The sequence below is a fragment of the Pseudomonas sp. NMS19W genome, assembly GCF_051554255.1.
In the GTDB taxonomy this organism is placed as follows: domain Bacteria; phylum Pseudomonadota; class Gammaproteobacteria; order Pseudomonadales; family Pseudomonadaceae; genus Aquipseudomonas; species Aquipseudomonas kribbensis.
The window spans coordinates 4,965,193-4,987,661 of record NZ_CP136718.1 but is presented as its reverse complement, the minus strand read 5'-3'; the positions used below and the strand labels follow the sequence as shown (position 1 = coordinate 4,987,661).

The window sequence follows — 22,469 nt, the reverse complement described above, 5'->3', positions numbered from 1 at the left end:
GGTGTCCTCTTCAGATCGCCAGCTTCAGGCGTGGGCTTTTCGCCCGGGAAACGCAGGGATAGATCCGTGCGCTGCAGGCCGCTTCTTGTTCGCTCATGATGAAATCCCGGTGCTCGACGTCGCCTTCCAGCACGTCCAGCGCGCAGACGCCGCACTCGCCGCGACGGCAGTCAGAGATCGGGTCCAGGCCCGCGGCCTCCAGGGCTTCGAGCAAGGTCTGGTCGGGACCGACCTCGATGCTCACGGCGGAATCTGCCGCCTCGACCGTGAAACCCCGGGCGCCTTCATCCCGGGCGACGTTGAACACCTCCAGATGAATGCGATCGCGGGGCAGCCCGACGGATTCGACGTGGCTGAGGATGTCGCTGAGCATCGCCGCCGGACCGCAGACGTAGAGCCGGTCTTCGGCGCACAGGTCAGCGAGTACCTGGTGAATCGCCGGGCGCTGGCCGGACAGGTGCAGGTGCATGCGGTCTTGCAGCAGTGAACGCAGATCTTCGGCGTAGGCCGCATCGTCGACGCTGCGGGCGAAGTAATGCAGGTGCGCCGAACGCTCCAGCGCTGTCAGATGCCGCAGGATGCCGGTCAGCGGAGTGATGCCGATGCCGCCGGCAATCGCGATGTCGCGACCGGTCCGGGTGTCGAGCGGGTAGTTGAAAGTGTTGAACGGGCCTTCGAGCTGCACCTGATCGCCGGCCGCCAGCGAGCGCAGGTACTGGCTGCTGGGGGAGTCGTCACTGAGACGAATGGCGAAGGTGAAGTGACCTTCGGCGCTGTCGCCCAGCTCCACGGTGGAGTAATGACGCCATTCGCCCGAGGGCGCTATCAGCCATTTGAAGTGCGCACCGGCATGGGCCGATTGCGGGGCGACGGGAGCGCCGGTGACGGTGATTTCCTTGATCGATGCCGACAGCATCCGGCAATGGGTAACGGTGTAATTCATGCCGGGTTTTCCTGGGCCAGCGGTGTTTCGTGCAGGTACAGCCAGCGGGTGCTGTGCTGATGTACGCGCAGGATCGCCACGGAAATGCGCGAAGTCTCGCGCTGGTTCTGGCGATGGGTTTCCTTGTAGCGCAGGGCGACGGTCGGGCCTTCGTGCCAGATCGTGTGCAGGTCGCTGATGTCGATCTCCAGGCCCGGACGGGCACCGACCGCACCTTTGAACAGTTGCTCGACCTGGGCCCGCCCGACCACGGCAGCCGAGGTGGTGACCATGCTGAAGTCTTCGCTGAAGACATCCATCAGTGGCGCGATGGCGGCTTCGCCGGCGCCGTCGGCATTGGTGAAGACACGATGAATCAGTTCATGTACGTGGTGGATGCTGTGGCGGGCTAGTTCAACCGGGTTGTTGTTCATGGCATTCCTTTGGAGGGTTCAGTTGGCTCATTTGAAACAGTGGCAACAGTCCGACCAGCGCAGCAATCGCGAACGTGGCGTGATAGGCCGGGGTCGAGTCGAACTGTTTGAGCAGCAGGTTGTAGATCATCAGGAACAGGGCCGCGCCGACGCTGAACGACATCTGCCGGTTGATGTTCCAGATCACACTGGCCTTGTGGGTTTCGCTGCCCTTGAAGTCCATCAGCGAGGTGGTTTGCGCGGTGTTGGCGCCGATCCCGCCGCCGATGCCCATCAGGCTGTAGGCGATCACGATCACCCCGATATCGGTCGGCGCATCCACCAGCATCAGGGTGGCGATGCCGGCGCTGTGGATCAGCATGCCGAGGGTGAACAGGCGCCGGGCGCCGATTTTGTTGTAGACCCGGCCGCAGGTGAGCATCGCGATGAATGCGCCGGTGGCGTAGAGGATCATGAACATGCCGGTGAGGCGGGCGCTGAAGTGCAGGGTGTTCTGCAGAAAGAAGATGCTCATCAGGTTGACCCCGGTGAACACGCCGGGAATCGCGTAATAGATGAAGATCGAGGTGCTGAGCTTTTTGCTTTTGAGCAGGCTCAGGTCAATGATCGCGTCGCTCTTGCGACGGTAATGCAGCAGGTACAGCGCCACGAACATCAGGCCCGCCGCGACACAGGCAATGGCCTCGATGGCAGGATAGTCGCCGCCGTACAGCGACATGCCCATCAGCAGGCTGCCCAGCGCGGCACTGACCAGCAGCAGGCCGAGGATGTCCGGGCGCGCCAGGCTGGTCGGTCGGCTTTCGCGAATCCAGAACCAGGATAATCCGGCGGCGATCAGCGAAAACGGAATGTTGCTGTAGAACACCCAGCGCCACGAACTGCTGTCGACGATGATGCCGCCGACGGTCGGCGAAATGGCCGGGGCGATCAGGGCCACGGCCATCACCAGTGTGGAGATTTTCGCCCGTTGCTCGCCCTGGAACAGGTTGAAGGTCAACGCCTGACCCACCGGAATCAACAACCCGCCACCGATGCCCTGGACGAAGCGCCAGATCACCAGCTCATGGAAACTGTCGGCCAGGCCGCACATCCATACGGAGCCGGTGAATACCAGCATCGAAGCAGTGAGAATCTCGCGGCTGCCGAAACGCCCGGCGAGCCAGGTGCTGACAGGAATGATCAGGGTCAGGCCGAGGATGTAGGCATTCGCCACCCAGGCCACCGAAGAACTGCTTACTTGCAATGTCGCCGATATGCTGGGTAATGCCACGGCGGACATGAATATGTTTATGCAGTCAATAAAAAAGCCGATCAGAAAGATCAGCGCGATCTTGTAGCGATAGTTCATTGTTGTTTCCTCTTTGTCGCAAAGCATAGGGGCGATGGACTTGGAGTGTCGATACGACTATCCTTGAAACAATGTTTGAAAGGATTAAACAGTGAACGCTACCGCCATGCATTCTCATCTGAATCGGGTTCAGACATTTCTCGCCGTGGTCGACTTCGGCTCTTACACCAAGGCCGCGAACTACCTGAGTATCAGCAAAGCCATGGCCAGCCTGCATGTCAAGGCGCTGGAAGAAGTTCTTTCGGCGACGTTGCTGATCCGCAATACCCGGAATATATCGCTGACTGAAATTGGCCAAGACTTTTATGAAGAGTTCAAGGGGATTGTCGCGGACATTGATAATGCCTTTGATAATGTTCTGAAGGGTAATAACCGGGTTTCTGGAAAGTTACGAATTAGTTCAACCAGTGAATACGGCGAGAAGTTCATACTTCCGTTGATTCCATTGTTCAGCGAGCGTTATCCGGAAATTCGCCTGTGCTACAACTTCAATTCATCACTGAATGATCTGGTGGCGGAAAAACTGGATCTGGTGGTGCGTCTGGGCAACCTGGCGGATTCGGCCTTCAAGAGTCGCAAGCTGGCGGATTATCAAATCGTGCTGGTGGCGACTCCGGCGTTTGTCGAGCGTCACCCGGTGGCACAGCCGCAGGACCTGAACGGTGTGCCATGGATTGCCAACAGCAATTTGCAGGCACCCACGCAATGGGTACTGCGTGATGATCGGGGGACTACGGTGGAGGTCAATGGCACCAGCCATTTCGAATCCAACTCCTCCACGGCGATTCGCTCGATGACCTTGTCGTCGCTCGGCGTCTCGGTGTTGCCGGGCTGGGTGGTCGAGGACGATATCGCCAGCGGACGGCTGGTTCGCCTGTTGCCAGCGTATACGTTGCCTTCTCAGTCGATCAACGTCGTATTTCCCAATACCGCGCATCTGCCGCACAAGTCACGGGCGTTTATCGATTTCCTCCTGCTGCACCTGGCGCAGTAACGCAAAAAGCCCCTGAATCTCGCGATTCAGGGGCTTTCGTCAACGCGGCTTGAAGATCAGGCCGCTTCGATCTTGCTGCGGTTCTGCTCGACCTGGTTCAGGTAGGTCGCCAGTTTTTCCTGTTCGGCCGGGGTGGTGAACAGCCCCAGTTTGCTGCGACGCCACAGGATGTCGTGAGCGGTGGTCGCCCATTCTTCGGCGCACAGATAATCGACTTCACGGGTGTAGAGGCCGCCGCCGATGTGTTCACCCATGTCGGCCAGACTGTCTACGCCTTCGAGCATGCGCCAGGTGCGGCTGCCGTAGGTGGTGGCCCAGCGGCGGGCGATTTCGCTCGGGACGAAGTCGAATTTGTCGCGAATCAGCGCGCTCAAGGCCTGCGGCGTGGTCATGTCTTCGCCGCCCGGCAGCGTGGCGCTGGCGGTCCAGCTCGGACGCATCTGGGTGAAGAACGGCATCAGTTGCGCCATCGCCGACTCGGCGAGTTTGCGGTAGGTGGTCAGCTTGCCGCCGAACACCGACAGCAACGGGGCTTCTTCGCTGCTGCCGGACAGCGCCAGGGTGTAGTCGCGGGTCACGGCCGAAGGATTGTCGGATTCGTCGTTGCACAGCGGACGGACGCCCGAGTAGGTGTGCAGGATGTCGTCACGGCTGATCTGCTTCTTGAAGTGGGCGTTGACCACTTTCAGCAGGTAATCGGTTTCGCCGTCGGTGATTGCCACTTTCGCCGGGTCGCCGGTGTACTCGCGGTCGGTGGTGCCGATCAGGGTCAGGTTGTTCAGGTACGGAATGGTGAAAACGATGCGCTGATCTTCGTTTTGCAGAATGTGCGCGTGATCGCCTTCGTACAGTTTCGGCACGATGATGTGGCTGCCCTGGATCAGGCGGATGCCGTACGGCGATTCCATCTTCAAGTCGTCACGGATGAACTTGGCGACCCACGGGCCGGCGGCGTTCACCAGCGCCTTGGCGGTGATCGAGAACAGGCTGCCATCGGCGCGTTCCAGGTTCAGGTGCCACAGGCCCTTGGCGCGGCGGGCGCTGACGCAACGGGTTTGAGTGTGAATGTGTGCGCCTTTCTCACGGGCAGCCATGGCATTCAATACGACGAGGCGGGCGTCATCGACCCAGCAGTCGGAGTATTCGAAACCTTTGGTGATTTCGCTTTTCAGCGCGCTGTCGGCGCCGAACTTCAGGCTCTTGGAGCCTGCGAGTTTTTCGCGTTTGCCGAGGTTGTCATAGAGGAACAGGCCGGCACGGATCATCCACGCCGGACGCAGGTGCGGGCGGTGCGGCAGTACGAAACGCATCGGCTTGACGATGTGCGGGGCCTTGGCCAGCAGCACTTCGCGTTCGGCCAGGGCTTCGCGCACCAGACGGAATTCATAATGTTCGAGGTAGCGCAGACCACCGTGGATCAGCTTGCTGCTGGCCGACGAGGTGTGGCTGGCCAGGTCGTCCTTTTCGCAAAGGAACACCGAGAGACCGCGACCGGCGGCATCCGCTGCGATCCCCACGCCATTGATTCCGCCGCCAATGACGGCGATATCGTAGATCTCGGAGATAGGGGGCGTACGCAAGGTAGAGGTGGACATCGGCTGGCCTCGGGCTCTTTTGATTTTCTGTCTTGGAAATCGAACATGAATGTTCATTTGCGAAAATGGTAGCCCATAAAGACGCGCACAGCCAGCTGACTTCGATTGAAAAAACTCATCGAAGGGCGGTTAAAAGAAAATATTCGAACATCAGATGCGCATAAGGCGCCGTTGCAGGAGTGATCGTTCCCACGCAGAGCGTGGGAACGAGAATTCACCGGGAGGGAGTTGTGCGTGAGGAGGGTTAAACGACTTCCAGACGAATCTTGTTCTGGCTCAGCAGTTGCGCCAGGGCCGGCACCGGCTGCTGGTCGGTGACCAGGCAATCGATCAGGCTGATCGGACCGAGGCGAATCATCGCGTTACGGCCGAACTTGCTGGAGTCCGCCGCCAGGATCACCTGCCGGGCATTGGCGATGATCGCCTGGGACACCCGCACTTCCTGGTAGTCGAAATCGAGCAGGCTGCCGTCTTCGTCGATGCCGCTGATGCCCACCAGCGCAAAGTCGACCTTGAACTGATTGATGAAGTCCACGCTCGCCTGACCCACCACGCCGCCGTCGCGACGGACATTGCCGCCAGTCAGCAGCACATCGAAATCATCCTTGGCACTGAGCATCGAGGCGACGTGCAGGTTGTTGGTGATAATTTTCAGATGACTGTGGTTGAGCAGGGCGCGGGCGATGGATTCGGTGGTGGTGCCGATGTTGATGAACAGCGAGGCGTGATCGGGGATCTGTGCGGCGATGGCTTCACCGATGCGTTGTTTTTCATCGCGCATCTGGTCGGCGCGCATCGCATAGGCGGTGTTTTCGACGCTGGAATCATAGGCGGCGCCGCCGTGGTAGCGACGCAGCAGATTGGCTTCCGCCAGTTGATTGATATCGCGGCGGATGGTTTGCGGGGTAACAACGAACAGCGTGGCCATTTCCTCGATGCTCACATAGCCGCGTTCGCGGACCAGCTCGAGGATTTGCTGCTGACGGGGAGGCAGATTCATGGGGCTTCCTTTGGGCTGCCGTGCAAAATTTGCCCATGATGCCGCAGGAATCTCCTCCCTACCAGTTACATACGGATACGAGTCCGGTTCGTGGCTTATTCGGCGTCTTCGCGTTCCCAGTCACGGGTACGGCTGACGGCTTTTTTCCAGCCTTTATACAGCTTCTCTTTTGCCGCTTCGTCCAGGCTCGGTTCGAATTCGCGTTCGATCACTGCCTTGCCGCGCAGTTCTTCCAGGCTGCCCCAGAAACCGCACGCCAGGCCGGCCAGGTACGCCGCACCCAGTGCAGTGGTTTCGCGCATTTGCGGACGCTCGACCTGAGTGCCGAGGATGTCGGCCTGGAACTGCATGAGGAAGTTGTTCGCCACCGCACCGCCGTCCACGCGCAGTGCCTTGAGGCGTTCGCCGGAGTCCTGTTGCATGGCGTCGAGTACGTCGCGGGTCTGGTAGGCGATCGATTCCAGCGCGGCGCGGATGATGTGATCCACACGTACGCCGCGAGTCAGGCCGAACAGCGCGCCACGGGCATACGGGTCCCAGTAGGGCGCGCCAAGGCCGGTAAAGGCTGGCACCAGATAGACGCCGTTGCTGTCCTTCACTTTATTGGCGAAGTATTCGGTGTCGTGGGCGTCGTTGATGATTTTCAGTTCATCGCGCAGCCACTGCACGGTCGAACCGCCGTTGAACACCGCGCCTTCCAGTGCGTAGGCCACTTCGCCGCGCGGGCCGCAGGCGATGGTGGTGAGCATGCCGTGTTGCGATTTCACCGCTTTGTCGCCGGTGTTCATCAGCAGGAAGCAACCGGTGCCGTAGGTGTTTTTCGCCTGGCCCGGCTCGACGCACATCTGGCCGAACAGTGCAGCTTGCTGGTCCCCGGCGATACCGCCGATGGCGATGCCGCTCTTGGTGCGACCGTAGATTTCCGAGGAGGCTTTGACTTCCGGCAGCATCTCGCGCGGGATGTCGAGGATCTCCAGCATCTTCGAATCCCACTCCAGCGAGTGGATGTTGAAGAGCATGGTGCGCGAGGCGTTGGTGTAGTCGGTGACGTGCACCTTGCCGCCGGTGAATTTCCAGATCAGCCAGCTGTCGACGGTGCCGAACAGCAGCTCGCCGTTGCGTGCACGTTCGCGGCTGCCTTCGACGTTGTCGAGGATCCACTTCAGTTTGGTGCCGGAGAAGTACGGGTCGGTGACCAGGCCGGTGTTCTCACGGATGTAGTGTTCATGACCGTCGCGCTTGAGCTGCTGGCAGATTTCGGTGCTGCGGCGGCATTGCCAGACGATCGCGTTGTAGACCGGGCGGCCGGTGGTCTTGTCCCAGACCACGGTGGTTTCACGCTGGTTGGTGATGCCGATGGCGGCCACCTGATCGTGATGCAGACCGGCCTGGGCCAGCGCCTCGACCATTACAGCGCTCTGGGTGGCGAAGATTTCCATCGGGTCATGTTCGACCCAACCGGCTTGCGGGTAATGCTGGGCGAATTCGCGCTGCGCGGTGCAGACCACGTTCGCATCGCGGTCGAAAATGATCGCGCGGGAGCTGGTCGTACCCTGATCGAGGGCAATGATGTAGTTCTTATTCTGAATGTCGGTCATGTCGATTGCCTTGGACGAAATAAGGGTGAGTGGGCCGTGGCGCGGGCTCGAAATGGGCAGGAACCCGCGCCGACTGTTTCAAGAAGTTCTTGGTTTGCCGTCAATGGCCGGTTCTGCGTCCTTTGTAGCAGGTGTGGCGCCGGTCAGGTGACGGGCAATCAGCCCGCGATACCCGGCAGCGCCGAGGCAGGCACCGACAATCGGTGCAAAAATCGGAATCAGGAAGTACGGGATTTCACGGGCGCCGGTGAAGGAAATTTCACCCCAGCCCGCGAAGAAAGTCATCAGTTTCGGACCGAAGTCACGGGCCGGGTTCATCGCGAAACCGGTCAGCGGGCCCATCGAACTGCCGATCACGGCAATCAGCAGACCGATCAGCAGCGGCGCCAGCGGGCCTTTCGGCAGACCGTTATTGTCGTCGGTCAGAGACATGATCACGCCCATCAGGATCGCGGTGATGATCACCTCGACCAGGAACGCCTGAGCGGTCGACAGCGCAGGGTTCGGGAAGGTGGAGAACACCGAGGCCAGCTCCAGGCTGGCGGCCGAGCCGCGAACCATGTGGTGAGCCTGTTCGAAATCGAAGAACAGGTTGCTGTACAGCGTGTAAACCAACAGTGCGCCGCAGAAGGCGCCGGCGACCTGGGAAAGAATGTAGAACGGCAGTTTGCGCTTTTCGAAGTCGGCGAAAATGCTCAGGGCGATACTGACGGCAGGGTTCAGGTGCGCACCGGACACCCCGGCGGTGAGGTAGATCGCCATGCTCACGCCGACACCCCAGATGATGCTGATTTCCCACAGACCGAAGCTTGCGCCCGCGACCTTGAGTGCGGCGACGCAGCCCGTACCGAAAAAGATCAGCAGTGCAGTACCCAGAAACTCGGCCAGGCATTGGCTCGAGAGCGATGGTTGCTGTAACGCAGTTGTCATTGAAAACCTCGGTTTTTGTTGTTGTCTGGCGCGGTTGCCGACAGGGCAAGGCGCGATTTTCGCCGGGGCAGGATCCCCATCCTGTTCCCGGTTTACTGCTGGGTGCTGCGGTGACGATAATTCTTACATTATTCAGATTCGAAAAAATATAGACAAGAAACAAAGCTGTCAAAGGTCGAAAGTGAACCGTCAGTCACAAATAAACTATCAGTCAGGTGAATGATCCTGCGGGGCACTCGCCGGGCAATCGTGCTGTCGGCCTGCAAGCCCCGGGAAACGTGGCGCGCAGTAGAGCCTTTTACGTGGCGATGGCCTAGAATCCGGCGCAGGATTTTTTGCCACTGCCGAGCCTGGAGCTGCCATGACCCCTGCGTTGGACTTGTTGAAAAAGTTCGTGCCGAACATCGCGTGCACAGTTACGAACATGACCCCAAGGCCGCTTCCTACGGCCTGGAGGCCGCGGAAAAGCTGGGGCTGGAGCCGGCACAGGTGTTCAAGACGCTGCTGGCTGCCAGTGAAAAAGGCGAATTGCTGGTGGCGGTGGTGCCGGTCGTCGGAAGTCTCGACCTCAAAGGGCTGGCCCACGCCGCCGGAGTGAAGAAAGTGGAAATGGCCGACCCGGCCGCCGCGCAGCGTTCCACCGGTTACCTGTTGGGCGGAATCAGCCCGTTGGGGCAGAAAAAACGTCTGCGCACCTTCATTGATAATTCCGCCCAGGGTTTTGCGACCATTTATGTCAGTGCCGGTCGACGTGGCCTGGAAGTCGAACTGGCGCCCGCTGTCCTTGCCGAGCACACCCAGGCGAAGTTCGCCGATATTGGTCGTGCCTGAGTTCTGTATGAGAAAAATTGACCGGTTCTGTCACTGGCGATGAACAAGCCGTAGCGGCATGCTCTTTCGACTGACACAGGGAGAAGGTTATGCAGCTCGAGTTTCATCAGGTCGACGCATTCAGTGATCGGCCCTTCAGTGGCAACCCGGCGATGGTCTATCGGCTCGACGCCTGGCTCGCGGACGACTTGATGCAGAAGATCGCCGCCGAACACAACTTGGCGGAAACCGCATTTCTGGTGCGCGAAGGCCAGGCCTGGCATATCCGCTGGTTCACGCCGACCACCGAAGTGCCGTTGTGCGGTCACGCGACGCTGGCCAGTGCCTATGTGCTGTTCGAGATCTATAAGGAAAACGCCGAGCGTCTGGACTTCATCTGCAAGTCCGGGCCGTTGAGTGTCAGCCGCGAAGGTGGCCGGTTGTGGCTGGATTTTCCGGCCATTGAAGCGGTGGAGAAAGGCGTCACCGTGGAGATCGAGCGTGCGCTGAATGTCCAGGCCGTGGATGTTCTGAGTTCCAACGAGCTGTTCGTGGTGCTGGAATCGGAGCAGGCGGTGCTCGATTGCACGCCGGACATGGTCGCCCTGGCCAAGCTGCCTTGGCTCGGCGCCATCGTCACGGCCCGGGGCAATCAGCATGATTTCGTCTCGCGCTATTTTGCGCCGGCCATCGGCATCAATGAAGACCCGGTCACGGGGTCGACCCATTGCAGCCTGATTCCGTACTGGTCAAAACGTCTGGGCAAATCGAGCCTGACCGCGTGCCAGCGTTCGGCGCGAGGCGGGGAGCTGTTCTGTCGGCTGGAAGGCGAGCGGGTGAAGATTGGCGGGAATGCGACGCTCGTTGCGAGCGGCACATTGATGCTGGGCTGAAGCCAAAAATAAGGGAGCCATCGGGCTCCCTTATTGTTTTTGTACAGATCAGTGCGCGGTGCTGTACCGGCGAACACCGTTTTCCACGGCCGGAATCTGCGCGGCTGTGCTGCCGGACGCCTGGAACAACACCAGGTGTTCCGCCGCCACACGAATCCCGACATCCGCACCAACCTGATGGTCAGCGTGGCTCGGGAAGATCGATTCCAGTTGCGCGCCGGTCGGCAGTTGCAGGCGATACAGGGTCGAAGCCCCGAGGAAGGTCTTGCCGACGATCCGTGCTTTCAAGCCGCTGTCCGGCGCATAAACGATGTCATCCGGACGCAGCAGCACATCCACCGCGCCGCCGGTCGGCCAGGTGTAGGCGCGATTGCCGCGCAGTTCGCCGAGTTCGGTGTGCACCGATTCCGGGCTGCCGAGCTGACCGCGGATGAAGTAGCCCTGACCGATAAAGCTCGCCACAAACGGCGTCGCCGGTTCGTGGTAGAGGTTGTACGGCGTATCCCACTGCTCCAGCCGGCCTTCCTTGAACACGCCGACGTGATCGCTGACCGCGAAGGCTTCTTCCTGATCGTGAGTCACCAGAATCGCGCTGGTGCCGCGGGCCTTGAGAATGTCACGCACTTCATGGCTGAGCTTACGTCGCAGTTCTCCGTCGAGGTTGGAGAACGGTTCGTCGAGCAGCAGCAGTTGCGGCTCCGGTGCCAGCGCGCGGGCGAGGGCGACACGTTGCTGCTGGCCACCGGACAATTCATGCGGAAAGCGCTTGCCGAGGTTCTTCAGGTTGACCAGTTCCAGCAACTCTTCGACGACGCGCTCCTTGTTCGGGTGCTTGCGAATGCCGAAGGCGATGTTGTCCGCGACGCTCAGGTGCGGGAACAGCGCGTAGTCCTGGAACACCATGCCGATCCGGCGTTTTTCCGGGGCGAGGGTGAAACCGGCGCTGGAGATAATTTCACCGCCGAGCTGGATTTCCCCTTCATGTACCGGTTCGAAACCGGCGATGGCGCGCAGGGTGGTGGTCTTGCCGCAGCCGGAGGAGCCGAGCAGGCAACCGATGTCACCGGCGTTGAGGTGCAGATTGAGGTTCTGCACCACACGTTGATCTTGATAGCCGCAAGCGAGGTTGCGCAGGTTCAGCAGTAATTCATGACTCATGCGTGGTGATATGCCGGTTCGACGAGGAACTCGAGCAGGGCCTTCTGTGCGTGGAGACGGTTTTCTGCCTGATCCCAGGCGACGGAGCGCGGGTCATCGAGCAGGTCGAGGCTGATTTCCTCCCCGCGGTGGGCGGGCAGGCAGTGCATGAATAGCACGTCCTCGGCGGCCAGGTCGAGCAGGGCACGGTTGACCTGGAACGGCGCGAACAGCTTCAGGCGCTTGGCGGTTTCCTCTTCCTGGCCCATGGAGGTCCAGACGTCGGTGCTCACCAGATGCGCGCCGCGCACGGCGTCCTTCGGGTCGCGGACGATGGTCACGCGGTCACCGGCCCTTGCGACGAATTCAGGGTTTGGCTCGTAGCCTTCCGGGCAAGCCACGCGCAACTGGAAGTCGAACTGGATCGCCGCTTCTATATAGCTGTTGCACATGTTGTTGCCGTCGCCGATCCAGGCCACGGTCTTGCCCTGGATCGAGCCACGGTGTTCGAGGAAGGTCTGCATGTCGGCCAGCAACTGGCACGGGTGCAGGTCATCGGACAGGCCGTTGATCACCGGCACGCGGGAGTTGGCGGCAAATTCGGTCAGGGTGCTGTGGGCAAAGGTACGGATCATCACCGCATCGAGCATGCTCGACATGACGATGGCGCAGTCGCCGATGGGCTCGCCACGGCCCAGCTGGGTGTCGCGCGGCGAAAGGAAGATCGCCTGGCCACCGAGCTGGATCATGCCGGCCTCGAAGGAGATCCGGGTACGGGTCGAGGATTTCTCGAAGATCATCCCCAGGACGCGGTTTTTCAGAGGCTCGAACAGTACGCCGCGGTTACGCAGGTCCTTGAGCTCAACGCCTCGACGGATCACGCTGACCAGCTCTTCGGGCGTGCAATCCATCAGGGAGAGAAAGTGCCTTGCGCTCATCATTGACTACCTTTTTGCTACAAACCGCAGATGCTCAAAGCCTTGTTTACAGGAACAACGGGCGAGACCTGCGGCGTAAGCCGCACGGGGCGACGAAATAGGGGGAGGCGCGATATTGACACTAAATGTCGCGTTTTTCCAATAGGCTACGATTTTTGCGGATTGTGCGGGGGTGACGCGGTCACTCGAAGCGCCGGTTTGGAGCCGGAATCCAGACCTTTGTACACTGGCGCCGCCGGGCTTGGCAATCAGGCAGGGCGGGGATGGAGCAGGTCTGGTCGGTTTGCGACCGGTCGGCCATGGAATCGCTGGTCGGATGTCAGGCCTGAAACATTTGCTAAAGCAAAGTGCTGGGTTATAAATAACTCACGAGCGACGCAGGAAGCCTCCGCATGGAATCGAAAGAAAAACTGTTAATGGAATTGCTGGGCCACACGGCACGCTCACTGACGCATCTGACCGCATCGGTCACCTCCTTGTCCTTCGAACTGCTGCGCAGTGAAGACGAAGTGGTCAAGACCGCCGGCCGCCACATGATCGATCGCATGGCGACCATCAGCACCGGGCTCGACGAGCACTGGCGCCTGATCGGCGAACTCACTGGCGTGCACGTCGCCCATGAGCAGATCGAAACCATTCAGGAAATCCAGCTGGCCGCACCGCCCCAGTTGCCTTCCAACTGATCGCGATGAAGGGCTATCGGCTCGCCTGATGGTCGTCGATTCACAAGACGAACGTCGCTGGCGCCACGCCCGGCCACGCGCCATAGTTTTGTTCCCGCAGGCGTTGTTGCCTGCCCAGAACAAGACAGAGACTGGCCATGACCAAGACTCTCCATCACCGTGCGTGCCACCTGTGCGAAGCCATTTGTGGCCTGAGCATCGAAACCACCGAAACCGACGGCCAGGTGCAGATCACCTCGATCAAGGGTGACGCACTGGATACCTTCAGTCGCGGGCACATCTGCCCCAAGGCCGTGGCGCTGCAAGACATTCAGAACGATCCGGATCGCCTGCGCCAGCCCATGCGTCGGGTCGGCAGTGACTGGTTGCCGATCGGGTGGGAAGAAGCTTTTGAGCTGGTGGCTGAAAAGCTCTCGGCGATTCAGGCGCAACACGGGCAGAACTCGGTTGCCGTTTATCAAGGTAACCCCAGCGTGCACAACTATGGGCTGATGACTCATAGCAATTACTTTCTCGGCCTGTTGAAAACCCGTAATCGTTACTCGGCCACTTCTGTCGACCAATTGCCCCATCACCTGACCAGCTACTTGATGTACGGCCACGGCTTGCTACTGCCGATCCCGGACATCGATCACACCGACTTCATGCTGATTCTGGGCGGCAACCCGCTGGCGTCCAACGGCAGCATCATGACCGTGCCGGATGTGGAAAAGCGTCTGAAGGCGATTCAGGCCCGGGGTGGCAAAGTGGTGGTGGTCGATCCGCGGCGCAGCGAGACGGCGGCGATGGCCGATCAGCATCTGTTCGTGCGTCCCGGTGGCGATGCGGCGTTACTGTTTGGTGTGCTCAACACGCTGTTCAGCGAAGGGCTGACCTCGGACAGCCATCTGCCGGTAGACGGTCTCGACGACGTGCGCGCAGCGGTGGCGGCGTTCACGGCCGAAGCCATGAGCCCGTTGTGTGCCGTTCCTGCGGAGCAGATCCGCCAATTGGCCCGGGACTTCGCCGCTGCGCCAAGCGCCGTGTGCTACGGCCGGATGGGGGTTTCCACCCAGGCCTTCGGCACGCTCTGCCATTGGGTCGTGCAACTGATCAACCTGGTGACCGGCAATCTCGACCGGGTGGGCGGCGCTCTGTGCACCGAGCCGGCGGTAGATCTGGTGGCGTCCACCTCGGGCGGCCATTTCAACAAATGGCAAAGCCGTGTCTCGGGGCGCCCGGAGTACGGCGGCGAGCTGCCGGTCTCGGCGCTGGCCGAAGAGATGCTCACCGAAGGCGAGGGGCAGATTCGCGCGTTGATCACCGTCGCCGGCAACCCGGTGCTGTCCACGCCCAACGGCCGGCAACTGGAGCAGGCGCTGGACGGGCTGGAGTTCATGGTCAGCGTCGATCTGTACATCAACGAAACCACCCGTTATGCCGACCTGATCCTGCCGTCGACTTCGGCGCTGGAGAACGATCACTACGACACCACGTTCAACCTGTTCGCGGTGCGCAACGTCACCCGTTTCAACCGGGCGATCCTCGCCAAGCCCGAAGGCGCGTTGCATGACTGGGAAATCTTCGTCGGCCTGGCCAAGGCCTTTGCGGCGAAGACCGACAAGGAACTGAAGCCGACCATGCCGCCGGCGAAGATGATCGACATGGGACTGCGCATGGGTTTGTACGGCGACGCGTCCGAGCACAAATTGTCGCTGGCGACGCTGTTCGATCATCCCCACGGTGTTGATCTGGGGGCGCTGAAGCCGAATCTGGCACCGCGCTTGAAGACCGCCAACCAACGAGTCCAGGCAGCGCCGCCGGAAATTCTGGCCGACCTGGCGCGTTTTTCTGCCTTGCAGGCGCCGGCCGCCGGTGAACTGTTGATGATCGGTCGCCGTCACGTGCGCAGCAACAACTCTTGGATGCACAACTATCATCGACTGGTGAAGGGCAAGCCGCGTCATCAGTTGCTGATGAACCCGGAGGATCTTGCCAGTCGCGGGCTCACTGATGGTCAGCTTGTGCGCGTCAGCTCACGGGTCGGGCAGATCGAGGTCGAGGTGCTCGGCAGTGCGGACATGATGCCGGGCGTGGTCAGCCTGCCCCACGGCTGGGGCCATGCCCGACCGGGTGTGCAGATGGCGATTGCCAGCGGCCAGCCGGGCTCCAGCGCCAACGATCTGACCGATGAATGCCAGCTCGACGAGTTGTCGGGCAATGCGGCGCTCAACGGCGTGCCGGTGACGGTAGCGGCGGCTTGAGCATGTCTGTCGGGGAGACCGAGCAGCGCGCTCGGGATTCCGTTACAATGCGCCACCGTGCCGACCCATGAGTCGGAAAGTTCAGCCGAGGTGCTCCATGGATATCATCGAAACGATTAAAGAGCAGATTGCCAACAACACCATTCTGCTTTACATGAAAGGCTCGCCGAATGCCCCGCAGTGTGGCTTCTCCGCGAAAGCTGCACAGGCCGTCATGGGCTGTGGCGAGAAGTTCGCCTACGTCGACATCCTGCAGAACCCGGAAATCCGTGCCAACCTGCCGAAGTACGCCAACTGGCCGACTTTCCCGCAGCTGTGGGTAGCCGGTGAGCTGGTCGGCGGCAGCGACATCATGGCTGAAATGTTCGCCAACGGTGAGCTGCAGACTCTGGTCAAGGAAGCATCCGCCAAGGCTGCTGCGGCCAAGTCCGAAGCCTGACCGGTTTCAGCCCGGATTTCGGCGAGTCTGAAGTCCGGGCAATAAAAAGCCCCGCCTCTCGAAAGAGGGCGGGGCTTTTTTAATGTCTCGCGTTCAGCGCTTGCTGATTACTCGTCGTCGCCCATCTGCGATTGCAGATAGTTCTCGAGACCGACTTTATCGATCAGGCCCAGTTGGGTTTCCAGCCAGTCGATGTGTTCTTCTTCGGATTCGAGAATGTCTTCAAGCAGTTCGCGACTGCCGAAGTCGCCAACGGATTCGCAGTGAGCGATGGCGGCCTTCAGATCGGCGTGGCCGGTCTTCTCGATACGCAGATCGCACTCCAGCATTTCCTTGGTGTGCTCGCCGATGTGCAGCTTGCCCAGGTCCTGCACGTTCGGCAGGCCTTCAAGGAACAGGATGCGCTTGATCAGCTTGTCCGCGTGCTTCATCTCGTCGATGGATTCGTGGTACTCGTGCTTGCCCAGCTTGTTCAGGCCCCAATCTTCATACATGCGCGCATGCAGGAAGTACTGATTGATCGCGACCAGCTCATTGGCAAGGATCTTGTTGAGATGCTGGATGACTGTTACGTCGCCTTTCATGATGGGAGTCCTGCCCTAAGTAGCGGTATATACGGCAGAGTTTGAGCTTGGTATTTATAAGTGTCAAACCTAAGTTATTGAATAATATATGAAAATTAATCGGAATAAGAATGTTTGTGTTCCGCGTCTAGTCGCTAAGCAATTGATTTGCAGGCATAAAAAAACCGGATATTAGTCCGGTTCTTCGAAAGAGGGTGCAATTACGCGGCAGTAAATTCTACAGGGTAGGGGATCGCAGCCTGGGCGGTTTGCAGCTTGGTCAGGGTTTCGCGTACCACTTCCTTCGCGAGGCAGGCACATTTGCCGCATTGGCTGGCTACGCCGGTGGCCTGACGGACTTCTTTATAGCTGCAGCAACCTTCATAGATCGCTTCGCGGATCTGTCCGTCGGTGACGCCAGTGCAGAGGCAAACATACATAAGTGAGAACCGTCGCTGGTTGTGGCTCAATTGCGATGGATCTTAATGTTAACGAGAATGATTGTCAAAGTGCTTTCCCAACGGTTTTCATCGCCAACGGCTGTGACTGACGAACGGTGGTGCATGGCTGAATGCCAGCCGGGATTTCGCGAAAAACCTTTGAGGACAGTCGAAAAACGCAGTGTATGATGGTCGGCCCTTGCGAAGGGGGTTCGTGTCACAGGGCTGTCGCCTGAGGGTGACAGGCTGGCGCGGACCCTGAACTTCAAGTTTCTACACCAGGAGATATCAATGAGCGTACTCGTAGGCAAACAAGCCCCTGACTTCACCGTCCCGGCCGTACTCGGCAATGGCGAGATCGTTGACAGCTTCACCCTGTCCTCGGCCATCAAAGGCAAATACGGCCTGGTGTTCTTCTACCCGCTGGACTTCACCTTCGTCTGCCCGTCCGAGCTGATCGCTCTGGACAACCGCATGGCTGACTTCAAGGCGCGCAACGTAGAAGTGGTCGCTGTGTCGATCGACTCGCACTTCACCCACAACGCCTGGCGCAACACCCCGGTCAACAATGGCGGCATCGGCCAGGTGAAATACACCATGGCTGCCGACATGAAGCACGAAATCGCCAAGGCCTACGACGTTGAATCCGAAGGCGGCGTGGCTTTCCGTGGCGCGTTCCTGATCGACGACAAGGGCGTTGTCCGCTCGCAGATCATCAACGACCTGCCGCTGGGCCGTAACATGGAAGAGCTGATCCGTCTGGTCGACGCTCTGCAATTCCACGAAGAGCACGGCGAAGTCTGCCCTGCCAACTGGAAAAAAGGCGACAAAGGCATGAACGCTTCGCCGGAAGGCGTTGCGGCTTACCTGACCGAGAACGCTGCTGCCCTGTAAGGCGCAACGTCGAGGTACAAAAAAACCGGCCCACGTGGCCGGTTTTTTCATGCTCGGAAAAAACTCGACAAGGATCAGTCGTCGAAGTCTTCCCAGCCGCCCATCTGCTTCCAGCGGTTGACGATGCCGCAGAACAGCTCGGCGGTCTTTTCGGTGTCGTAACGCGCGGAGTGCGCTTCACGGCCATCGAAATCGATGTCGGCTGCCTGACAGGCCTTGGCCAGTACGGTCTGACCGTACGCCAGGCCGGCGAGGGTCGCGGTGTCGAAGCTGGAGAACGGGTGGAACGGGTTGCGCTTCATGTCCAGCCGCGCGACGGCAGCGTTGAGGAAGCCCAGGTCAAAGCTGCTGTTATGGCCGACCAGGATCGCACGCTTGCAACCGTTGGCTTTCAAGGCCTTGCGCACGCCACGGAAGATATCGGTCAGGGCCGTTTCTTCACTGACCGCCATGCGCAACGGGTGATCGAGCTTGATCCCGGTGAACTCCAGCGCGGCCGCTTCGATGTTGGCGCCTTCGAACGGCTCGACACGGAAGAAATAGGTGTGATCCGGGTAGACGAAACCCTTTTCATCCATGGCGATGGTGGTCGCGGCAATCTCCAGCAACGCGTCGGTGGCCGAGTTGAAGCCGCCGGTCTCTACGTCGACGACAACCGGCAGGTAGCCGCGAAAGCGTGCTGCCATCGGATGGCGCGAACCGCCGCCACCTTGACCGTCCAGTTCGTCGTCGAAATGGTCTTCACTCACGCGTGTTCCTCCAGCAGGCGCCAGCGCAGTTTTTCACCGGCGCGCAGCGGGATAACGTTCAGCTCGCCGAAGGGCAGGCTGGTCGGGGCGGTCCATTCTTCACGAACCAGGGTGATACGGTCGGTGTTGGCCGGCAGACCATAGAAGCGCGGGCCATTGAGGCTGGCGAACGCTTCGAGCTTGTCCAGCGCATTGCGCTGTTCGAAGGCTTCGGCATACAACTCGATGGCAGCGTACGCGGTGTAGCAGCCGGCGCAGCCGCAGGCGGCTTCCTTGGCGTGCTGGGCGTGCGGCGCCGAGTCGGTGCCGAGGAAGAACTTCGCGCTGCCACTGGTGGCCGCGTCGAGCAGAGCTTCCTGATGCGTATTACGCTTGAGGATCGGCAGGCAGTAGAAATGCGGCCGGATCCCGCCCACCAGCATGTGGTTGCGGTTGTACAGCAGGTGATGCGCGGTGATGGTCGCGCCGACGTTGACCGAAGCCTCGTTGACGAACTGCACGGCATCGCCGGTGGTGATGTGTTCGAACACGACCTTGAGCGTCGGGAAACGCTCGACCACGCGGCGCATGTGCTCGTCGATGAAGATTTTTTCGCGGTCGAACACGTCGACATCGCCACGGGTGACTTCACCGTGAATCAACAGCGGCATGCCGACTTCGGCCATGGCTTCCAGCGCCGGGAAGATCTTGTCGATGCTGGTGACCCCGGAATCGGAGTTGGTGGTGGCGCCAGCCGGGTACAACTTGGCCGCGTGGACAAAACCGCTGGCCTTGGCTTCACGAATTTCTTCGGGCTGGGTACGGTCGGTGAGGTACAGCACCATCAACGGCTCGAAACGACTGCCGGCCGGGCGGGCAGCGAGAATCCGCTGGCGATAGCCGTCGGCTTCAGCGGCGTTGCGCACCGGAGGTACCAGGTTAGGCATGATGATGGCGCGACCAAAGGTGCGCGCAACATCTGCAACGGTATTGGTCAACACGGCACCATCGCGAAGATGAATGTGCCAGTCGTCGGGACGCAGCAGGGTCAGGCGGTCGGACATGAGGGGATTCCAGGCGGGTCAAACTGAGGCGAATGCTACCGGAAAAGACTCTTGCAGGCACTCGCTATCAAGTTTTGCGACGAGCGTCCGATATCCCGTAGGTATGCCGTAAACATGTATGTATCGGTCTTTTTTGTTGTAGAAGCCAATGGAGCCTCCCGTGCGCCAGCGTTATTTAGCCTTGCTCAGTGTGTTTGCCAGTCTTCCCGCGATGGCACTGACCTACCAGACCCGTCTGGAGAACATTGAGTGGACGGTCGAAGGCGACAAGTTCGAATGCCGCCTGACGCAGCCGATCACCGATTTCGGCTCGGGCCAGTTCGTGCGCAAGGCCGGCGAGCAGGCGATCTTTCGCCTGAACGCCTACAACGCGATGCTGGGCGGTGGTTCGGCAACCTTGCTTGCGGCGGCAGCGCCCTGGCAGCCGGGACGCAATGACATCAATCTGGGCAGCGTCAGGATCGGCACCGGCAACGTGCTGTTCAACAGTTCACAATCGCAGGCCGGCGGGTTGATCAGCGGTTTGCTGGAAGGTCGCAGCCCGGTGGTGCGGCGTGCCTCCGGCGATGGACGGGTCTCCGAAGTGCGTCTGCTGCCGGTCAAGTTCAGCAAGGCGTTCAACGACTATCAGACCTGCGTGGCGAAACTGCTCCCGCAGAATTTCGATCAGGTCAAAAACTCGCAGGTCGGTTTTCCGGGCGAAGGTACCGATCTGGACGCCGCCGCGAAAGCCAAACTGCAGGTGATGCTCGAGTTCATGAAGGCCGATCCGACGGTCAATCACATTGAGCTCGATGGTTATTCCGACAACAGCGGCAATCGCCTGACCAATCGTGAGCTGTCGCGCCGTCGTGCGCTGGCGGTGGTCGATTTCTTCAAGGCCAACGGCATCGCCGAATCGCAGATCACCGTGCGTTTCCACGGCGAGCAATACCCGCTGGTACCGAACACCAACGCCGCCAACCGGGCGAAAAACCGGCGAGTCAGCGTGAAGTTGGCCCGGGTGGCACCGGTTACCGCTCCAGCGCCTCAAGCCAGTACGCCGCCCAACGCCGCGGCGACTTCCTGACCTGTCGGTCATCGTCGCGCTCTCGACAGATTCTGTCGCTTTGTCGTCTTAAGCTGTCGCGCCTCTGTAAATTATCGCGTTTGAGCGGTAGACTCCTCGGCTTTCCGTAGAACCCCGTGGAGTGATGGCATGGCGGACGTAAACAAGGTCGTTCTGGCGTATTCCGGCGGCCTGGACACTTCGGTGATCCTCAAGTGGCTGCAGGATACTTATAACTGTGAAGTCGTGACCTTCACCGCTGACCTGGGTCAGGGCGAAGAGGTCGAGCCGGCTCGCGCCAAGGCGCAGGCCATGGGCGTCAAAGAAATCTACATCGACGACCTGCGCGAAGAATTCGTGCGTGACTTCGTGTTCCCGATGTTCCGCGCCAACACCGTTTACGAAGGCGAGTACCTGCTGGGTACTTCCATCGCGCGTCCGCTGATCGCCAAGCGTCTGATCGAAATCGCCAACGAAACCGGCGCCGACGCCATTTCCCACGGCGCGACCGGCAAGGGCAACGACCAGGTACGTTTCGAGCTGGGTGCCTACGCGCTCAAGCCAGGCGTGAAAGTGATCGCCCCTTGGCGCGAGTGGGACCTGCTGTCCCGCGAGAAGCTGATGGATTACGCCGAGAAGCACGCGATCCCGATCGAGCGTCACGGCAAGAAGAAATCCCCGTACTCGATGGACGCCAACCTGCTGCACATCTCCTATGAAGGCGGCGTGCTGGAAGACACCTGGACCGAGCACGAAGAAGACATGTGGCGCTGGACCGTCTCCCCGGAGAAGGCTCCCGACACCCCGCAATACCTGGAACTGACCTACCGCAACGGCGATATCGTCGCGCTGGACGGCGTCGAAATGACCCCGGCCACCGTACTGGCGACCCTGAACAAGATCGGTGGTCAACACGGTATCGGCCGTCTCGACATCGTTGAAAACCGTTACGTCGGCATGAAGTCCCGTGGCTGCTACGAAACCCCGGGCGGCACCATCATGTTGCGTGCTCACCGCGCCATTGAATCGATCACCCTGGACCGCGAAGTCGCTCACCTGAAAGACGAGCTGATGCCGAAGTATGCCAGCCTGATCTACACCGGCTACTGGTGGAGCCCTGAGCGTCTGATGCTGCAACAGATGATCGACGCCTCTCAGGTCAACGTGAACGGCGTCGTGCGCCTGAAACTGTACAAGGGCAACGTGATCGTGACCGGCCGCAAGTCCGACGACTCGCTGTTCGACGCCAACATCGCGACCTTCGAAGAAGACGGCGGCGCCTATAACCAGGCCGACGCGGCGGGCTTCATCAAGCTCAACGCGCTGCGCATGCGTATTGCTGCCAACAAGGGCCGCAAGCTGTTCTGAGCCCCTCGGGCCTGATGTGAAATAGCGGCCTTGTCGTTGTGACAAGGCCGCTATGTTGTAAAACCCTTCTGTTTACCTGATCGTTGCCGATCAGCGTTCCTGCATTTCTCCTTTGTATTTCGCACATCGCGTGAAAATACTTGGTGTATCCATACCTCAATTCAGATCTTTCCCAATACGGTGATGTTCAGTGAGTGAGCATCGTAAATAATACAGTACGTTATTCCTGTTGGTTTCTTTCCTTGCTTAAGCGATTTTATGATGTTTTCTTCAGGTAAAACTTCTGACGCACCGTTGGTCAAGATGAGAAGTATTCTGAAGGAGTACTTTAATGGGTGTGGGATATTTTTCAGTAGCGTGTCCGCTTTTGATTCGGTGTTAACTCCTCGGGTATCGATAA

Annotated in this window: 21 protein-coding genes and 1 pseudogene; 9 read left to right on the top strand and 13 right to left on the bottom strand. The window is 59.9% G+C overall.

All coding sequences use genetic code 11. The features are described 5' to 3' along the window. Positions 1-10 precede the first annotated feature (10 nt). The 3 genes from R1A29_RS22845 to R1A29_RS22835 are packed head-to-tail and all read right to left on the bottom strand — an operon-like array spanning position 11 to position 2,704. Complete coding sequence (locus R1A29_RS22845) at positions 11-943, bottom strand: PDR/VanB family oxidoreductase (RefSeq protein ID WP_438299661.1); 933 nt, start codon at positions 941-943, stop codon at positions 11-13. Then, entirely contained in the window at positions 940-1,356 is a 417-nt protein-coding gene (locus tag R1A29_RS22840; protein WP_114885232.1) for a DUF4440 domain-containing protein, read from the bottom strand. The genes R1A29_RS22845 and R1A29_RS22840 overlap by 4 nt, the downstream gene beginning before the upstream one ends. Continuing rightward, positions 1,337-2,704, bottom strand: coding sequence for an MFS transporter (locus R1A29_RS22835; protein WP_438299660.1), 1,368 nt, complete (start codon positions 2,702-2,704; stop codon positions 1,337-1,339). The genes R1A29_RS22840 and R1A29_RS22835 overlap by 20 nt, the downstream gene beginning before the upstream one ends. 106 nt (positions 2,705-2,810) lie before the next feature. Between R1A29_RS22835 and R1A29_RS22830 the strand changes: the two genes are divergently transcribed. After that, the gene (locus R1A29_RS22830; protein WP_438302082.1) at positions 2,811-3,698 is read left to right on the top strand and encodes a LysR family transcriptional regulator; all 888 of its coding nucleotides are present in this window, start codon (positions 2,811-2,813) and stop codon (positions 3,696-3,698) included. Positions 3,699-3,754: 56 nt separating this feature from the next. Here the strand turns inward: R1A29_RS22830 and glpD are convergent, their stop codons facing one another. The 4 genes from glpD to R1A29_RS22810 all read right to left on the bottom strand — a co-directional run bounded on the left by glpD (position 3,755) and on the right by R1A29_RS22810 (position 8,821). After that, positions 3,755-5,293, bottom strand: coding sequence for a glycerol-3-phosphate dehydrogenase (gene glpD / locus R1A29_RS22825; RefSeq protein WP_438299659.1), 1,539 nt, complete (start codon positions 5,291-5,293; stop codon positions 3,755-3,757). Positions 5,294-5,537: 244 nt separating this feature from the next. Beyond that, on the bottom strand, positions 5,538-6,293 hold the full coding sequence (locus tag R1A29_RS22820) for a DeoR family transcriptional regulator (RefSeq protein ID WP_085709487.1): 756 nt from the start codon (positions 6,291-6,293) through the stop codon (positions 5,538-5,540). A 95-nt stretch (positions 6,294-6,388) separates the two neighbouring features. Beyond that, a complete protein-coding gene (glpK, locus tag R1A29_RS22815; protein WP_438299658.1) occupies positions 6,389-7,891 on the bottom strand; it encodes a glycerol kinase GlpK in 1,503 nt (500 codons plus the stop codon). A 78-nt stretch (positions 7,892-7,969) separates the two neighbouring features. Next, positions 7,970-8,821, bottom strand: a complete 852-nt coding sequence (locus R1A29_RS22810) for an MIP/aquaporin family protein (protein WP_119427778.1) — start codon at positions 8,819-8,821, stop codon at positions 7,970-7,972. Between the two features lie 361 nt (positions 8,822-9,182). Here R1A29_RS22810 and ybaK point away from each other — a divergent pair. Beyond that, a pseudogene (gene ybaK, locus R1A29_RS22805) lies at positions 9,183-9,652 on the top strand (Cys-tRNA(Pro) deacylase). 89 nt (positions 9,653-9,741) lie between these two features. Continuing rightward, positions 9,742-10,524 carry a PhzF family phenazine biosynthesis protein gene (locus R1A29_RS22800; protein WP_438299657.1) on the top strand — a complete coding sequence of 261 codons (783 nt, stop codon included), beginning with the start codon at positions 9,742-9,744 and terminating at the stop codon, positions 10,522-10,524. Positions 10,525-10,572: 48 nt separating this feature from the next. On the opposite strand, the gene R1A29_RS22795 is transcribed toward R1A29_RS22800, so the two are convergent. Further along, entirely contained in the window at positions 10,573-11,682 is a 1,110-nt protein-coding gene (locus tag R1A29_RS22795; protein ID WP_432217608.1) for an ABC transporter ATP-binding protein, read from the bottom strand. Beyond that, a complete protein-coding gene (gene argF, locus R1A29_RS22790; RefSeq protein WP_134827958.1) occupies positions 11,679-12,599 on the bottom strand; it encodes an ornithine carbamoyltransferase in 921 nt (306 codons plus the stop codon). The genes R1A29_RS22795 and argF overlap by 4 nt, the downstream gene beginning before the upstream one ends. 392 nt (positions 12,600-12,991) lie before the next feature. Here argF and R1A29_RS22785 point away from each other — a divergent pair, with 392 nt between their 5' ends. The 3 genes from R1A29_RS22785 to grxD all read left to right on the top strand — a co-directional run bounded on the left by R1A29_RS22785 (position 12,992) and on the right by grxD (position 15,964). Beyond that, positions 12,992-13,282, top strand: a complete 291-nt coding sequence (locus R1A29_RS22785) for a hypothetical protein (RefSeq protein ID WP_065258633.1) — start codon at positions 12,992-12,994, stop codon at positions 13,280-13,282. A 137-nt stretch (positions 13,283-13,419) separates the two neighbouring features. Next, on the top strand, positions 13,420-15,525 hold the full coding sequence (locus R1A29_RS22780) for a molybdopterin oxidoreductase family protein (protein ID WP_438299656.1): 2,106 nt from the start codon (positions 13,420-13,422) through the stop codon (positions 15,523-15,525). A gap of 97 nt (positions 15,526-15,622) precedes the next feature. Further along, positions 15,623-15,964, top strand: coding sequence for a Grx4 family monothiol glutaredoxin (gene grxD / locus R1A29_RS22775; RefSeq protein ID WP_039765841.1), 342 nt, complete (start codon positions 15,623-15,625; stop codon positions 15,962-15,964). Between the two features lie 107 nt (positions 15,965-16,071). On the opposite strand, the gene bfr is transcribed toward grxD, so the two are convergent. Both bfr and R1A29_RS22765 read right to left on the bottom strand, forming a co-directional pair. After that, positions 16,072-16,548 carry a bacterioferritin gene (gene bfr / locus R1A29_RS22770; protein WP_114885214.1) on the bottom strand — a complete coding sequence of 159 codons (477 nt, stop codon included), beginning with the start codon at positions 16,546-16,548 and terminating at the stop codon, positions 16,072-16,074. 200 nt (positions 16,549-16,748) lie between these two features. Then, positions 16,749-16,967: a bacterioferritin-associated ferredoxin gene (locus R1A29_RS22765; protein WP_003227725.1), complete on the bottom strand. Its 219-nt coding sequence runs from the start codon at positions 16,965-16,967 to the stop codon at positions 16,749-16,751. Between the two features lie 291 nt (positions 16,968-17,258). Between R1A29_RS22765 and R1A29_RS22760 the strand changes: the two genes are divergently transcribed. Continuing rightward, entirely contained in the window at positions 17,259-17,861 is a 603-nt protein-coding gene (locus R1A29_RS22760; protein ID WP_007963972.1) for a peroxiredoxin, read from the top strand. Between the two features lie 74 nt (positions 17,862-17,935). Here the strand turns inward: R1A29_RS22760 and rnt are convergent, their stop codons facing one another. Next, the gene (gene rnt / locus R1A29_RS22755) at positions 17,936-18,610 is read right to left on the bottom strand and encodes a ribonuclease T (protein WP_085709496.1); all 675 of its coding nucleotides are present in this window, start codon (positions 18,608-18,610) and stop codon (positions 17,936-17,938) included. After that, positions 18,607-19,653, bottom strand: coding sequence for a dihydroorotase (gene pyrC / locus R1A29_RS22750; protein ID WP_438299655.1), 1,047 nt, complete (start codon positions 19,651-19,653; stop codon positions 18,607-18,609). Before pyrC ends, rnt begins: the two co-directional genes overlap by 4 nt. A gap of 160 nt (positions 19,654-19,813) precedes the next feature. On the opposite strand from pyrC, the gene R1A29_RS22745 reads away from it, so the two are divergent. After that, positions 19,814-20,722: a flagellar protein MotY gene (locus R1A29_RS22745; RefSeq protein WP_438299654.1), complete on the top strand. Its 909-nt coding sequence runs from the start codon at positions 19,814-19,816 to the stop codon at positions 20,720-20,722. 129 nt (positions 20,723-20,851) lie between these two features. After that, on the top strand, positions 20,852-22,069 hold the full coding sequence (locus R1A29_RS22740) for an argininosuccinate synthase (RefSeq protein ID WP_007963976.1): 1,218 nt from the start codon (positions 20,852-20,854) through the stop codon (positions 22,067-22,069). Positions 22,070-22,469: the final 400 nt, after the last annotated feature.